10 protein-coding genes and 1 pseudogene are annotated in these 14487 nt (G+C 63.2%); 3 read left to right on the plus strand and 8 right to left on the minus strand.

The window, feature by feature from the left end; genetic code table 11:
* Positions 1 to 21: 21 nt before the first annotated feature.
* The 4 genes from QQL85_RS17220 to QQL85_RS17235 all read right to left on the minus strand — a co-directional run bounded on the left by QQL85_RS17220 (position 22) and on the right by QQL85_RS17235 (position 4715).
* A complete protein-coding gene (locus tag QQL85_RS17220) occupies positions 22 to 2412 on the minus strand; it encodes a TonB-dependent siderophore receptor (RefSeq protein ID WP_284354678.1) in 2391 nt (796 codons plus the stop codon).
* A 95-nt stretch (positions 2413 to 2507) separates the two neighbouring features.
* Positions 2508 to 3476 carry a FecR family protein gene (locus QQL85_RS17225; RefSeq protein ID WP_284354677.1) on the minus strand — a complete coding sequence of 323 codons (969 nt, stop codon included), beginning with the start codon at positions 3474 to 3476 and terminating at the stop codon, positions 2508 to 2510.
* Positions 3473 to 3991, minus strand: coding sequence for a sigma-70 family RNA polymerase sigma factor (locus tag QQL85_RS17230; RefSeq protein ID WP_284354676.1), 519 nt, complete (start codon positions 3989 to 3991; stop codon positions 3473 to 3475). The genes QQL85_RS17225 and QQL85_RS17230 overlap by 4 nt, the downstream gene beginning before the upstream one ends.
* Positions 3992 to 4145: 154 nt before the next feature.
* Positions 4146 to 4715 carry a DJ-1/PfpI family protein gene (locus QQL85_RS17235; RefSeq protein ID WP_284354675.1) on the minus strand — a complete coding sequence of 190 codons (570 nt, stop codon included), beginning with the start codon at positions 4713 to 4715 and terminating at the stop codon, positions 4146 to 4148.
* An 89-nt stretch (positions 4716 to 4804) separates the two neighbouring features.
* On the opposite strand from QQL85_RS17235, the pseudogene QQL85_RS17240 reads away from it, so the two are divergent.
* The 3 genes and pseudogenes from QQL85_RS17240 to QQL85_RS17250 form a co-directional block, all read left to right on the plus strand.
* Positions 4805 to 5059, plus strand: a pseudogene (locus tag QQL85_RS17240) (TonB-dependent siderophore receptor); the annotation flags it as partial.
* Positions 5060 to 5118: 59 nt separating this feature from the next.
* Complete coding sequence (locus QQL85_RS17245; RefSeq protein WP_284354674.1) at positions 5119 to 5613, plus strand: isochorismatase family protein; 495 nt, start codon at positions 5119 to 5121, stop codon at positions 5611 to 5613.
* 70 nt (positions 5614 to 5683) lie between these two features.
* Positions 5684 to 7534, plus strand: a complete 1851-nt coding sequence (locus QQL85_RS17250) for a DUF3857 domain-containing transglutaminase family protein (protein ID WP_284354673.1) — start codon at positions 5684 to 5686, stop codon at positions 7532 to 7534.
* Between the two features lie 51 nt (positions 7535 to 7585).
* On the opposite strand, the gene QQL85_RS17255 is transcribed toward QQL85_RS17250, so the two are convergent.
* The 4 genes from QQL85_RS17255 to QQL85_RS17270 all read right to left on the minus strand — a co-directional run bounded on the left by QQL85_RS17255 (position 7586) and on the right by QQL85_RS17270 (position 14473).
* Positions 7586 to 10036, minus strand: a complete 2451-nt coding sequence (locus QQL85_RS17255) for a TonB-dependent siderophore receptor (protein ID WP_284354672.1) — start codon at positions 10034 to 10036, stop codon at positions 7586 to 7588.
* Between the two features lie 84 nt (positions 10037 to 10120).
* The gene (locus QQL85_RS17260; RefSeq protein WP_284354671.1) at positions 10121 to 11068 is read right to left on the minus strand and encodes a FecR domain-containing protein; all 948 of its coding nucleotides are present in this window, start codon (positions 11066 to 11068) and stop codon (positions 10121 to 10123) included.
* 2 nt (positions 11069 to 11070) lie between these two features.
* The gene (locus QQL85_RS17265; protein WP_284354670.1) at positions 11071 to 11601 is read right to left on the minus strand and encodes a sigma-70 family RNA polymerase sigma factor; all 531 of its coding nucleotides are present in this window, start codon (positions 11599 to 11601) and stop codon (positions 11071 to 11073) included.
* Positions 11602 to 11698: 97 nt separating this feature from the next.
* On the minus strand, positions 11699 to 14473 hold the full coding sequence (locus QQL85_RS17270; protein ID WP_284354669.1) for an amino acid adenylation domain-containing protein: 2775 nt from the start codon (positions 14471 to 14473) through the stop codon (positions 11699 to 11701).
* Positions 14474 to 14487: the final 14 nt, after the last annotated feature.

The following is a 14487-nucleotide window of genomic DNA, read 5'->3' on the forward strand; positions in this document are numbered from 1 at the left end:
AACCGCCCCAGGCGGTGCCTACTACCAACGATACGTCAGGTCCACAGTGACGGTACGCCCCGTTCCCAACAGGCAGGCCACCGTGGCGAAGCAGCCGGCCACATAGTATTTGTCGGTCAGGTTCTTCACGTTGAGTTGCGCCGACAATCCTTGCAGGCCGTTGTTGGCCTTGCCGAAGTCATAAGACAGCATGGCATCGACCAAGGTGTAGCCCGGCACTTCGAAGGTGTTCTGTGCATCGCCATAAGTGGCCCCGGTGTAGCGCACGCCCAGGCCGCCGCCAAGCCCGGCCAGTGGCCCGCCTTGCAGGGTGTAGTCGACCCACAGCGAGGCCAGGTGGCGCGGCACACGTACCGGCGCATTGCCCTTGTTGCTGACACCCAGCGCGTTCGGGTTGTCCTGGGTTACCTCGACATCGTTGTAGGTGTACGCTGTGATCAGGTTAAGCCCCGGCAGCGGTTTGGCCACGCCCTCCACCTCGACCCCGCGTGAGGTCACTTCACCCTGCTGTACGCTGAAACCCGGGTGATCGACATCGGTGGTGGCCACGTTTTGCCGGCGCAGGTCGAAGGCCGCTACAGTGATGGAGTGTTCGCTGCCGGGTGGCTGGTACTTGATGCCCACTTCATATTGCTTGGCGGTTTCCGGCTCGAAAGGGGAGCCGTCGAAGCTGTTGCCGGCGGCCAGCTTGAACGACTCGCTGTAGCTCACATAGGGGAACAGGCCCATGTCGAAGCTGTAGCCGAACGAGGCGCGAGCGGTGGTGGCCTCGTCGGTGATCACCTGGTGGCTGCCGAGGATGCGGTTGGTGCTGTCCTGGCGCGCCCAGTCGTGGCGTACGCCAAGGGTGGCGACCCAGTTGTCGAGGTGCAGTTGGTCTTGCAGGTACAACCCGACCTGGCGGTCATCGCGGGCGGTGGACAGCAGCGAGGTGTAGCGCGAAGTGTCGATCTGCACGCCGCGCACCGGGTTGTAGAGGTTGATCGACGGCGCGTCGCCGTGCTGCATGTCCTGGTTGCGGTGGCCGCGCAGGTAGTCGGCCCCCAGCAGTACGTCATGGCGTACAGGGCCGGTGCTGAAGTTGGCCAGCAGCTGGTTGTCCAGGGTGTAGTTGTCGCTTTCGTAGTCACGCAGTTCGTAGTAACGGGCCAGGGTGTTGCCATTGATCACGCCACTGTTGCGGAACAGCTGGTCCTGGTAACCGTGCATGTGGCTGTAACGGAAGTTCTGCCGGAAACTGAAGGTGTCGTTGAAGCGGTGGCTCAGCTCGTAGCCCAGGTTGTTCATTTCTGATTGCTCGCGGTCGAAGCCCGGCTCGTTCAGCGAGCGGTGGCGGGGCACCCGGCCGTTGGGGTTGGAGCCGTCGAACAACGAGTAGGCCATGTTCGAGGTGAACAGGTTGGTGTTTTTCTGGTATGACGCCAGCAGGGTCAGGCTGGTGTCTTCGTTGAGCGCCCAGGTCAGGCTGGGCGCAACGTACTGGCGGTCGTCCTTGATGCCGTCGATTTCGTTGTCGGCATCGCGGCCGAGCATCACCAGGCGGTAGGCCAGGGTGCCTTGGCTGTCGAGCAGGTCGCCGACATCCAGGCTCAGTTGCTGGCGGTCGTGGTTGCCCAGTGACAGGCCCACTTCACGGTGGGCGGCGAACAGCGGTTTTTTCGAGACCAGGTTGACCATGCCGCCGGGCTCACCCTGGCCGTAAATCACCGAGGCAGGCCCTTTGAGTACCTCGATGCGTTCCAGGCCAAAGGGCTCGGGGGCATAGTAGCCGGTGTTGTTGTTGCGCAGGCCGTCGGTGTAGGCATCGCTGTTGATCTGCTGGAAGCCGCGCACCATCAAGGTGTTGTCGGTGGGGTTGTTGCCAGACACGTTGGTGTGCACGCCGGCAGTGTAGCTGAGCGCTTCGGTAATGGTCTGCGCACCCTGGGCCTTGATCCGGTCGCGGGTTACCACCGACACCGAAGCTGGGGTTTCCAGCAGCGCGCTGTCGGTCTTGCTGGCGCTGCTGGCACGGGTGGCCAGGTAGCCGTCCACGGCACCGTAGGCACTGTCGCGACGGGCGTCAACGCTGGTCGGCGCCAGCTGCAGGCCTGCGCCTTGTGCCGCAGGTTGCAGCCGGTACTGGCGTTCGCCTGTGGGTACGGCGACCAGGCCACTGCCTTGCAATATGCGCTCAAGCGCCTGCTCGGGGGTGTAGTCACCTTGCAGCGGGTTGCTGGCCTTGCCTTGGCTGAGCGCGCCGTCGCCGGCGATGTAGATACCGGCCGCACTGGCCAGGCGGTTGAGCTGCTGGGTCAGCGGGCCAGAGGGCAGGTCGTAGCGGCGCGTGGTTTCGTCGGCCATCACGGCGGTGGTAGCGAGCAACGGCAAGGCCAGCAGCAGAGGGCGCAAGGTGAACGGGAGCAGGGGCATGGGTGTTCCTTGTGGGGGCAGATGAAGCGGGGTGTTCATCTGCTAATCCGAACGAGCGCGGGAAAACCGGAACACGCCTGCGAAAAAAATGCCATTCAACGCGGCTCGACGCTGTACCACCAAGGCAAGGTCCTGCGCACCCTGATCGGCAATGCGCTTTCGAGCATGGCCAGGGTGCGTTCGGGATCATCGGCCGGGAAGCTGCCCATCACCCGCAACGACTGCACATGTGGGTCGATACCCAGATGGCCGGGCAGGTAGGCCCGCAGTTGCTCGATAAATTCCCCAAGGCTGATGTCGTTGGCCAGCAACCGGCCATCGCGCCAGGCCTGACGCGACTCGTCCACCACACATGGCGTTTGCGCGCCCTGGCGATCAAAGTCGGTTTGCCAGCCGGCGACCACCAGGCTGTCGTCGCCCTCTGCAGGCTGTAGCCGTACCGCACCGTCGAACACACTCAAGCGTGCGGCATGGCCGCGCTGCCACACACTGAAGCGAGTGCCCAGTGCTTGCAGGCGGCCCTGACGGGTGTCGACCACGAAAGGTCGGTTGTCGTGGGCCGTTTCCACCAGCACTTCGCCAGCCAGCAGCTCCAGCCGACGCAGGTCGGCGCGGTAATCGATGTTCAGGGCGGTCGCGCTGTTCAGCCACAGCTGGCCGCCGTCTGGCAGGCGCAGGCTGCGTATTTCACCCGTCGCGGTGCGCTGGTCGGCACTGAGCGCCAGCAGCTGTTGCCGGGCGGCAGGTACCCGCCAGCCAGCCAAGGCCAGCAGGCCGCCGCCGCACAGCAGGCCGAGCAGGCCAACTGCTCGCCGGCGGTCAAGGTCGGTACGGCGCACGCTGCCCAATGCCTGTAGCGAGGCATCGGCTTGCAGCTTCAGCGGGGTAAAGCGCTGGCTGATGCGCTCCACATGGGCCCACGCCACCCGGTGTGCACTTGCGGCGCCCAGCCATTGTTGCCAGCGCAGCTGCAATTGCTGGTCTTGCGGGGCGGCGAGCAACTGCGCATACCAGTGCGCGGCCGCCTGCAGGGTGGCGTGGTTCGGGTGCTCGCTGCCGGTCATGGCAGGTCCAGTTCCAGCAGCAGGCACTGGTACATCGCCTGAGCCATGTATTTGGTCACGCTACGTTCGGACACCTTTAGCTGGCGGGCGATTTCCTGGTAGCCCAGCCCCTGGACCTGAGCCAGCAGAAAGGCCTGGCAGACCTTCTCCGGCAGGCGCGCAAGCATTCCCTGCACCTGCTCCAGTGCTTCGAACACCAGTGCGCGTTCTTCTTCGCTCGGCGCCAGTGGTTCAGGCAGCGCCGCCAGGGCTTCAAGCCAGGCCTGTTGCAGGTGCTGGCGGCGCCAGAAATCGATGCACAGGTGGCGGGTGACGGTACTCAGGTAGGCGCGTGCGTGTTGCTCGGTCTGGAACTGCTGGGGCTTGCTCAGCAGGCGCACGAATACGTCATGGGCCAGGTCGGCGGCATCGCTGGCATTGCCCAGGCGTTTGTGCAACCAACCGCGAATCCAGCCGTGATGGGCGTTGTAGTAGCTGTGGACCTGCTGGTTGAAAGTGGGGTCGAGACGCGACATCAGGGCATCCTTTCGCTGTGCGACAAGGTCTCATATGAGAATTTATCGCAATAGTAGGCCAGGCATGACCGCTACGGCAACCAAGGGCGGTTGGTTCAGCCGGGTGGTCGGGCAGGCCTCGCGCTTGTAGGGTGTTGCCCCGGATAACCTCGGCTCAAGCGTGTTCAGCGGCCAGCATTGACCTGAAGTGCGCGACGACTTCCGGGGCTACGCCGGCACTCTGCAACACCGCACAGGTGAAACTGACCGGGGCCGGGCCCGGGGCCGTGATGATGCGTTCGGCAACCACCGCTGCGGGGCTGCTCTGATAATGCGCTTGCCCGGCATAGTTGACGGCGTGCTGTTGCAGGTATTGGGGATTGTTCGACGTGTGCGCCACCGCGTCGAGAAGCCCGGCGCGCGCCAACGCCACGGTGCCACCACAGATACCGGCCAGGGTCGCGCCGCGGGCATGGCAGGCGTGCAGGAAACTGCGCAGGTCGGGGGCTTGCTCACCTTCCCAGAGCATGCCGCCGATCACCGCGACGACGTCGGGTTGCCAGGCCAGGCATTGCTGCAGGTCGCGGTCTACCGTGACTGCCAGCCCGCCTTGGGAGCGAAACTGCCCAGGCGAGGGCGCAAAGAAGTCCACCTCCAGGCCGTAGAATGGCGCGCCGGTGCCGGCAATCAGTGCGTATTCCCAATCGGCAAATCCCGGAGTGAGGAGCAGTGCTACGCGGGCCATGTGTTCAAATCCTCCATGATTGAAAGCGGTGCATGGTAGACGTAAGCCAGGGTAAACGTTAAGCCTCTCAGCGCCACAACACGTTCGCAGGCGCCGGTGCCCGTTACACCGGCCACAAACCGGGTAACTCGGCCAACACGTTCGATGTACCGGCCTTTGCCGTGTACGACGCTACCGTCAGCTACGACCTGGGCAAGCTCGACCCAGGCCTGCGCGGCCTGCAGGCCAGTGTGAATGTGCAGAACATCTTCGACCGCGAATATGTATCGGACTGCAACTACGCGTTCGGCTGCTATTACGGGCAGGAGCGGGTGGCGTCGGTGGAGATGACCTACGACTGGTGATCAAGCCCCCACGCCACGCGTTATACTCCGCGCCATTTTGCCAACGGCCGGAGTACGCTATGCGCCAGGTTTTGCTTATCGTCGATGTCCAGTCCACCTTCAGCCCGCCCGAGTGGTTGGTCGATGGTTTGCGGCGGTTGTCAGCGAATATCCCTACCATTGCTTCGGTCGAGTTGCATGACGAGCGGGTCACACCGTTCGAGCGGCAACTCGGCTGGCACCCGGCGGCTGAGGATGAAAGCCTGATCGAAGCCGACCAAGTGTTCGTCAAGCATGGCTATGGGCAGAGTGCCGAGGCGATCGAGCACATCCGGCAACTGGGCGTGGAGCGGGTGCTGGTGTGCGGCCTGCAGACCGAAACCTGCGTGCTGGCCGCCGGCTTTGCCTTGTTCGATGCGGGGCTGATGCCCACCCTGGTGACGGACATGACGGTGGGCTCTTCGCTGGACCGGTCGGGCAAGCTGGGCATCGAGCTGTGGCAGCATCATTTCCGCCAGGTCACCACCTCGGTCGAGGTGCTGGCCGAACTGTCCAGGCAAGGGCAGCACATGTAATCACTTTGCCATCAGGCGGCGCCAATGCGTATCATTGTCGATTGTAAACCGCTGATCGAGAAGGATCTCCATGCTGAAAATGCGTCGCCTGGCAGTTGTTCTGCTGCCTGCAACAATGACCTGGTGTGGCCTTGCCCACGCCTTCACCGACGGCACCGACCAGTCCGTCACCCTGGAAAAGATCGCGCAGACGTTCGTGGTGCAGAAGGACGGCAGCTTCAGTCTGGATGTCGACAGCGTCTTGCTGATCAACGAAGAACGCGCCATCAAGACCAATGCCGAGCAGCCGCTAAGCTACAACCGTTCGCTGGAAACGCTGGAGGTGCTGGAGGCCTACACGCAAAAGCCCGACGGCCGCAAAGTGCAAGTCGATGCCGCACACATCAAGGAGCAGCAGGAGCTGGCATCTGCCCAGGCGCCGATGTTCCAGGATTCGCTGAGCAAGGTGGTCATATTCCCGGAGGTGGCGGTGGGCGACCGGCTGGTGTTGCGTTATCAGCGCAACCGCTCCACACCCCTGTTCCCGGGGCAGTTCGAAGACATCACCGTGCCGAGATTCCACCCGGTTGGGCAGTTCGCGCTGACCTACGACTTGCCCCAGGGCATGCCGTTGCAGGCCGATACACGCGGCTTCAAGGCGTCACAGCCAGCCACGCGTGATGGCCGCACGGTGTATCGCTGGGAGTATGTGCCGGCGGCGCGGGCACGGATCGAGGCCGGTGCGGTGTCGTATCTGGATTACGGCCATTACCTGGCGGTTTCGACCTTTTCCGGTTTCAAGGACTTCGCCCAGGCCTACCAGGCCAGGGCCACGGTCGAGGTCACCCCACCGATCAGCGAGCTGGCAAAGCGTCTGACTGCCGGTTTGCCCACTGCCCGGGAAAAGGCCCTGACCCTCAGTGACTGGGTGCGCCAGAACATCCGTTATGTGGCGGTGTATGTGGGGGCTGGCGGGGTGGTGCCGCATGCTGCGCAAACCGTGCTGGACAACCGCTACGGTGACTGCAAGGACCATGTGGCGCTACTGGAAGCATTGTTGAGCGCGGCGGGAATCAAGAGCACGCCGGCGATGGTGAACCAGGGCAATGCCTACATGTTCCCCAAAGTGCCGACCTTGGGCGTACTGAACCATGTGATCACCTATGTGCCAAGCCTGGACTTGTACCTGGACTCGACCGACCCGTCGATAGCGGCGGGTTACCTGCCGCTGACCGTGCTGAACAAGCGGGTGCTGCTGACGGCCACTGGCGAGTTTGGCAAAACCCCGGCCATGCAGCTGAACCAGGTATCCAGTGACTTGCTGTTCAAGGTCAAACCCGATGGCGCCGCCGACTTCACCCACGTTTCGACGGTGAAGGGCTGGGCCAGCGAGATGAGCCGCTTTGGCTTGAAACAGATGAAGCCGACAGACCGCGACATGCTGGTGGAAAGAGTGCTGGCCGCATACGGCCAGCGTGGCAGTGGTTCGTTCAAGGTCGCACCGCCTGCAGCCAACGGCGACTTTGTCAGCACCGTGGACGGGCGCACCGAAAACCTGGTCAACCTGCCAGGGCCGGTGGGCGTGGCGACCCTGACCAGCCTGGCGGGCGGTATCTCGCAGAGCGTGTACAGTTTCACGCTGGAGAAGGAACGCAGCCAGCGCTTCGTGTGCATTTCCAACGATGTGGTGGAAACCTCGCGCTTCGAGTTCCCGGCCCAGGTCAACGTGCTGGCGATCCCCAAGCCTGTGAAGTTGCAGGATGGCAATGTCGACTACAGCGCACGCTACACCCAGGATGGCAATGCGGTGGTGGTGGAGCGGCGTTTCAAGTTCAGCCGACCGGACGTGGTGTGTACGCCTGAGGACTTCACGGCCATGAAACCGGCGCTGGAGGCGATGATCCGCGACCTGCAGAGCCAGATCATCGTGCAGGCGGGGTAGGCCATTTGAGCAACTGGGGCCGCAGAGCGGCCCCGAAGTCGATCCTGTGTACTAGAAATCCCAGCGGGTGGTGACCATCAGATTGCGTGGTTCGCCATAGTATGTGGTATCGAAGTTGCCCAGCCCGGTCAGGTAGACCTTGTCGAACACATTGTTGGCATTGACGGTGAAGCTCAAGTGCTCGCTGTACTGGTAGCGGGCCATCAGGTCCACCAGGGTGTAGCCACCTTGCTTGATGCGGGTGTAGTCATTGGCGACCGGGCTGTAGATGTTGCCGTAGAAGCCGCTTTGCCACCTCAACCCACCGCCCACGGTCACCTGGTCGAAAGCGCCAGGCAGGCGGTAGGTATTGAACAACCGCACCACATGCTCAGGCTTGGTGGTTGCCAGCGGGAAGCCGAAAATCCGCTGGTCGTCAGCGTCGCGGGTACGGGCGTAGGTGTAGCCGGCCGTGACGTTCCAGCCAGGGGTCAGCTCGCCCGCCAGTTCCAGTTCGACGCCCTTGGTGGTGGCGCCGTCGATGGCTTTGTAAATGCCTTCATTGGTGTCTCGGTCGGTGCCGATGTTGGAGGCGACGTTGTCTTGCTCGATGCGGAAGAACGCCAGGGTGCCGTTCAGCCGACCATCGAACCAGGCGGCCTTGAAGCCTGCTTCATAGCCATCGCCTTCAACCGGTGCCAGGGTGGCGCCGTTGATGTCCTTGTACACCTGCGGCTGGTAGATCGACGTATAGCTGGCATAGACCGAGTAGGTGTCGTCCAGGTCGTAGACCACGCCCGCATAGGGGGTGACCACACCGTGCTCCTTGTAGCTGGCGTGGGTGTCCTTCAGCGAAGACGTTGGGTAATAGTCTTCATCATCGTTGTACTTGAAGGTGCTGACCCGGGTGCCGACGATGAGCGACAGTTTGTCGGTCGGCTTCAGGCGGGTGGCCACATAGGCGCCGTTCTGGCTTTGCGTGGTGGTGTAGTCGCCGTTTTTCGGGAAGTTCTGTTCCGCCAGATTGCCGTTCCAGTCGAAGATGGAGCCCGGCACCAGGGCGAACGCGCTGCCGTCGTAGGTATCGCCGGTCTGCTTCGAATGCGAGGTCATGAAGCCTGCCACCAGGTCGTGCTCGCGCCCGAACAGGGTGAACGGGCCGGATACATTCACGTCGGCGGTGTTTTGCACACGGTGGCCTTCCCAGCGCCCCCAGTACAGGAACATGCCCTCGCCGGTAACCGGGTCCGGGTTGCCGCCGCTGGCAGACGCCAGGCGCGTGTCATGATCGCTGATCATGTGGTTCAGGCTGAGCTTGACCTTCCAGTCGTTGGCCAGGGCCTGCTCCAGCGAAGTGAAATAGGTGGTCGACTGGAAGTCGCGGCGGCTCCAGTCGGCTGCCGGGTTGTGCGAGCGCGAAAAGTCGGTACGGCTGCCGTCGGAAAAGTACGTCGGGTTACCGGTCCAGGACGATCCGCGCGGGGTAGTGGCCTGGTTGTCGATGCCGAACGTCAGCAGGGTGTCGGGCGTGAGGTCGGCTTCGACAATGCCGTAGTAAACGTCTTTTTTCTGCTTGTAGTGATCCAGGTACGACTTGCGGTCCTGGTAGGCACCCACCAGGCGGCCACGCACACTGCCACTGTCGTTGAGCGAACCGGAAATGTCACCTTCGGTGCGGTAATTGTCCCAGGACCCGGCGCTGGCGGTGATCGAAGCCTTGAAGTCGTGAGTGGGCTTCTTGCGCACCAGGTTGACCGTCGCCGATGGGTCGCCCGAGCCGGTCATCAGCCCGGTCGCCCCTTTGATGACTTCGATGCGGTCGTAGGCGGCCATGTCGACGTGCGTCACGCCCTCGTCGTAGACCCCGTCATAGATGGTGTTGATGCCATCGTATTGGTAGTTGGTAATGGCAAAACCTCGCGCGGAATACTCCATGCGTTCGCTGTCGTAAGCCTGGACTGAAACCCCGGGCGTGTTGCGCAGTACGTCGCCGATGTCCTGCGAACCGTGGTCGTCGATTACCTGGCGGGTGATGATGCTGACCGACTGCGGTGTTTCACGCAGGGTCAGTGGCAACTTGGTTGCAGTGGTGGAACCGCCGGTGGTGTAGGCACCGGTACCCTCGGTGACGTAACCCAGCCCCAGGGCATCGACGCGGCTGGGGGCCAATTCCACCGCATCACCTCCGTGGGTGCTCAACAGCAGCGAATAGCGCCCGTCACTTTCCTGTGTGGCCTGCAGCCCGGTGCCACGCAGCAGAATCTGCAAGGCCTGGCCGACGTCATAGCGCCCGTCAAGCGCAGGCGAACGTTTACCGCGCGTCAACTGGGTGTCGAACGAGAGCACGATGCCAGACTCTGCGGCGAACTGAGTCAGCACTTCGCCCAGGTCGCCCTGTGGCAGGTGGTAATCATGGGCTTGGCTGGCGCAGGCAGCGCCAGGCCCACCGAGCAGGGCGGCCAGCATCAGGCAGGTGCGCAGGCCTGGCGCAGTGAAAGGCCTGGGGTTGAGGCGGCGGGTCATCTTCGCGTTTCTCTTGTAGGTAAGCGTCGGGTTACCTATGAGTCGGATAAGCCGCAGCAAAGTGATCAGGCAGCCGGCTTTTTTTTACGCCGCAGTGAGGGTTATCCAGAAACGGGTGCGGGCCTGTACCTGCACCGGCAGGGAGGTGCTCAGGGCACGGAGGATCTGGTCGGTGTCATCGAGCCTGTAGGTGCCGCTGATGCGCAACCCTGCCACCGAGGGTGCGCAGCGCAGCCAGCCCGACCGGTAGCGCGACAGGTTGTTGATGAACGCGTCGAGGCGCTGGTCATTGGCAATCAGCAAGCCACGGCCCCAGGCATCGGCTGCGTGCGCGACCGCTTCCACTGGGGAGAAGCCCTGCTCGTTGAACCGGCAGCGCTGTCCGCTGTTTACCTGCAGGGTCTGGCCTGAAGCCAATGTCACCCGTGCCTGCTGGCCAAATACCTCAAGGCTGCTGTCGTCATCGAACAGCCGCACGGCAAAACGGCTTTCGCCCGCCTCGATGGTGCCGTTACGCGTAACGACCCTGCAGGTCTGGCGTACCGGCACCGTCACCATCAATTCACCTTGGCGCAGGCGCAGCCACGGCACATCGCGCAGGTCATCCAGATCCACGGCAGACGCGGTATTGAGTACCACGGCAGTGCCGTTTTTCAGCATCAGCGAACGTTGTTCGCCCACGCCGGTATGTACGTCTGCCAGTAAGGGAGACTGCTTGATTTCTTGGTAGCCACCCAGGCCCAGGGCGCTGCCGCCCAGCAGCAGCAAGCCAGCTTTGACCACCTGCCGACGGCTGGCGTGCCGACCATGCGCTGCCAGCGCCAGCACGCGTGCCGACGCAGGGCTTTCGCTTGCTGCCATGCGTGTTTGCAGGCGCTCGGCCTGCTGCCAGGCCCAGGCATTGATGGGGGTCGCATTCAGCCAAAGCTGCCAGGCCGAGTAATCACTGGCCTGCACTTCACCGCTGTTGAGCTGGCTGAACCAGTGCGCGGCCTGGCGCAACGAAGCCCGTTGCTCAGCATTCAGGTTCATGCTCACAGGCCTAGGCCAAGGCTGTAGATCATGCAGTGCTCGGCCGCTTTGGCAACGTAACGGCGCACACTGACTTCGGAAATACCCAGCTGGGTGGCGATTCGCTTGTAGGGCATGCCATCGATCTGCGACAGCAGAAAGGCCTCACGCACCTTGGGCCCGAGCGAGGCCAGCATGGCGTCGAGTTCGAACAAGGTTTGCAGGAGGGCCAGGCGTTGCTCAGGTGAGATGTCCAGCGCTTCGGGCTGTTCGGCCAGCACCTGCAGCCAGGCCCTTTCCAGGTGCACACGGCGCAGGTGGTCGATCATCAAGCGGCGAGCGATGGTGGCCAGGTAGCCTTTGGGTTCGCGCACGGCTTCGAGTTTTACGGCGGCGTCTGCGGCAGACATGACCCGCACGAACACATCCTGGACGAGGTCTGCCGCCAAGTGGCTGCAGTTGACCCGCGGCTTCAGCCAGTTGTGCAGCCATTTACTCTGGGCCCGGTATAGCTGGCTGACTTGAGAAGTGAAAGCTACGTCCGGGGTGCTCATCCATGCCGCCTGAAAAGAGTTGCAAATGTTAATGGTTCGCATTTTATGCAAAGTATTTCAGGGTTTGCAATCACTGCGCCTGTGCCGGCAAGTCTGCTCAGGCGGAGGTGACGCGCTCGGCGGGATCGGCCCCGTGCGCGCGGTTCTGCTTGTTCCAACGCGTCAATAGCAGGCGCAACACGGTATTCCAGCAGTAGCTCACCAGCACCCCGCCGGCGAGCGCCAGGGCTACCTCGAACAGCGGGTGATTGAAAACACGGTCCGCCAGCGACTGGAACTGGAAATGCGTCAGGTAGATATACAAGGTTGACGAGGCGATCACGGCACCTGCCCGCGCAACCAGGGCGGGCACTGGCACCGAGCGGAACCAGATAAGGGCCAGCATCGCCGGCAGGGCGATATCGATATAGTGCGAGAAAGCCTCCCAGCCAACGCCGGCAATCGCCATCAGGTCCAGCTCACCGACCACCAGCACGGCCACCGCGCTGGCCACCCATTTGCGCGCCGTGGTGTCGGCATGGTGCACGGCCATGCCCAGCACCGTGACCGCCAGGAAGTGCTGCGGTACCCGGTTGAACAGCGTACTGGCGTCGAACACCAACCGGTTGAGCACTACATCAAGCGCCACCAATGCACAGGCCGCGATAATCAGGCAGCGGAACGGGTCGGCCACAACGATCTGGCGCACGCGCCTGATCGACAGCACCACACCGATGATCAGGATCATCTGCACCAGCACTTCGATGTACCAGTAGTTGAACAGGCTGACCTCGTTGGCCGGGAACCAGTTGGACACCAGCAGCAGCGATTGCCAGTGCAATTTTTTGTCGAACACCAGCTGGATCAGCGCGGTGTACAACAGCGTCGGCACCACGATGGCCGCCAGCGACCTGAGCAGCGTACGCGCATCGCCACGTTCTTCGATGGCTTTGAGCTGGAACCGCGCCAGGCTGATGCCAGAGACCAGGAACAGCACCGACGTTTCGCCGACGATCAACCAGTGGTCGAACTCGCTCAGGTGGCCGACCACGATCAGGATAATGGCGAGCATGCGTACGAACACCGGCATTTCCATTACCCGCCACGCGCGCTTGGGGGGCGCACTCAACTCTGCCAGCTGGCTCACAGGTAGGGTTTCCCAGCGTTCAGGGAGGTGGCCGATCAGCTCTTCCAGCACGCGTGAGGCCTGCACGAACGACAGTGAATCACCGCCCAGTTCGACGAAGCTCAACCTGGCGTCCAAACGTGGCACCTGGAGGATGCGTGCCCAGGCGGTGCTCAGCTTTTGCGCCAGTGGGGACAGCAGCAGGTTGGCACTGTCGTCAAAGGGCGCAGGTAGGGCGCGTTTGTCGAGCTTGCCGTTTGGGGTGAGCGGCAGGGCATCGAGGAACACGAACAGCGCCGGCACCATGTAGTCCGGCAACTGGCCGCTGAGCGCCTGGCGCAGTTCATCGGCGGTGGTGGGCGTGCGGCTGACGCAATAGGCAACCAGCCGGGGCGAGGCGCTGTCGTGGTTGGCCACGACCACGCATTGCCCGATGTGCGGGTGGCGGGTGAGGGCGTTCTCGATTTCCGCCAGCTCGATGCGATGGCCACGGATTTTAACCTGGCTGTCACCGCGCCCCAGAAAAGTGGCGCTGCCATCGGCCAGATAGGTGCCCAGGTCACCGGTGCGATAACAGCGGTCGCTTGCGGTGCCGGTGAATGGGTTGGCGACGAACTTGGCCTCGGTCAGCGCCGGGTCGCCCCAGTACCCCTGCGACAGGTAGGGGCTGCGGATCAGGATTTCACCGGTCTCACCCTCGCTGGCCAGTTGGTTGGCCGCATTCACGATCAGCAGTTGGGCATTGGCGATGCCCTTGCCCAAAGGGACACGTGCGTTGTCGGCGTGCGGGTCAAGCGTATGGAAGGCCATCGCTTGTGGCGTTTCGGTGGTGCCATAGAAGTTCACACTGACGGCATTGGGCGCAATGGCACGCATCTGCTGGTACAGCGTCGGGCTGAGCGCATCGCCACCCCAGAACAGGTAGCGCAGCCGGTCGAGCACCTGGCCGTTCATGTGTGCGCCGGTTTCGATCAGCTTTCCCAGCGGCGGGGTGAGGTGGATCACGCTCACGTTGTGCTGGTGAATCCAGCCGGCCAGCCGGGCCGGGTCGGTCAGGGTCGACTGGGCAGGGCAGGCGATGGTCGCGCCAATCGACAGTGGCGTGAACACGTCGCGGTACACCGGGTCGTGGCCCAGGCCGGAAAGCAGGGAGAAGGTGTCGGCCTGAGTGAAGCCATGCTGGCGCACATGCCAGTCGATGAAGTGCACCAGCGGCGCGTGGTGGGTGACGATGCCCTTGGGTTCGCCGGTACTGCCCGAGGTGAAGGTGATGTAGGCGGGGTGTTCGGGGTTTACGGCGGGTAGCGCCACAGGCAGGCTGGGGAAGGCTTGCAGTGCGTCAGCGGGGGCTTGCGGCACCGTGACGACAAGCGGGCAGTCGGTGTCGACAGTTGCCTCGCCACAGCGCAGGACCACGGCCGGCCGCAACGTGCGGACAATCTGGCCGATGCGCGCAGCAGGGTAGGCGGCGTCGGCCACGGTAAAGGCCAGGCCGGCGCGCAGGCAGCCGAGCATGGCGTACACCAGCGCGGCGCTACGGCTGGCGACGATGACGACACGATCGGTGCCGCTGGCAGCATTCTCTGCCAAACAGGCGGCAATGCCCTGGCTGATCTGCGCCAGTTGGGCATAGCTGCAGGTGGTGTGCTGGGCAAGGATGGCGGTGGCATCCGGGCAGCGGCCGGCCTGCTCGAGGAAGGCGTGGTGAATGGGCTGCTCGGCACGGTACTCCAGGCTCAGCGTCGGGTTCGGGCGCAGGTCCGGCATGATGGGTGAGGGCT

The organism is Pseudomonas putida (assembly GCF_030159595.1).
Lineage (GTDB): Bacteria > Pseudomonadota > Gammaproteobacteria > Pseudomonadales > Pseudomonadaceae > Aquipseudomonas > Aquipseudomonas putida_AC.

Excerpts from the sequence above, each read along its gene's own strand:
- QQL85_RS17220 (WP_284354678.1), bottom strand. The coding sequence starts at position 2,412 with ATGCCCCTGCTCCCGTTCACCTTGCGCCCTCTGCTGCTGGCCTTGCCG.
- QQL85_RS17225 (WP_284354677.1), bottom strand. The coding sequence starts at position 3,476 with ATGACCGGCAGCGAGCACCCGAACCACGCCACCCTGCAGGCGGCCGCG.
- QQL85_RS17230 (WP_284354676.1), bottom strand. The coding sequence starts at position 3,991 with ATGTCGCGTCTCGACCCCACTTTCAACCAGCAGGTCCACAGCTACTAC.
- QQL85_RS17235 (WP_284354675.1), bottom strand. The coding sequence starts at position 4,715 with ATGGCCCGCGTAGCACTGCTCCTCACTCCGGGATTTGCCGATTGGGAA.
- QQL85_RS17245 (WP_284354674.1), top strand. The coding sequence starts at position 5,119 with ATGCGCCAGGTTTTGCTTATCGTCGATGTCCAGTCCACCTTCAGCCCG.
- QQL85_RS17250 (WP_284354673.1), top strand. The coding sequence starts at position 5,684 with ATGCTGAAAATGCGTCGCCTGGCAGTTGTTCTGCTGCCTGCAACAATG.
- QQL85_RS17255 (WP_284354672.1), bottom strand. The coding sequence starts at position 10,036 with ATGACCCGCCGCCTCAACCCCAGGCCTTTCACTGCGCCAGGCCTGCGC.
- QQL85_RS17260 (WP_284354671.1), bottom strand. The coding sequence starts at position 11,068 with ATGAACCTGAATGCTGAGCAACGGGCTTCGTTGCGCCAGGCCGCGCAC.
- QQL85_RS17265 (WP_284354670.1), bottom strand. The coding sequence starts at position 11,601 with ATGAGCACCCCGGACGTAGCTTTCACTTCTCAAGTCAGCCAGCTATAC.
- QQL85_RS17270 (WP_284354669.1), bottom strand. The coding sequence starts at position 14,473 with ATGCCGGACCTGCGCCCGAACCCGACGCTGAGCCTGGAGTACCGTGCC.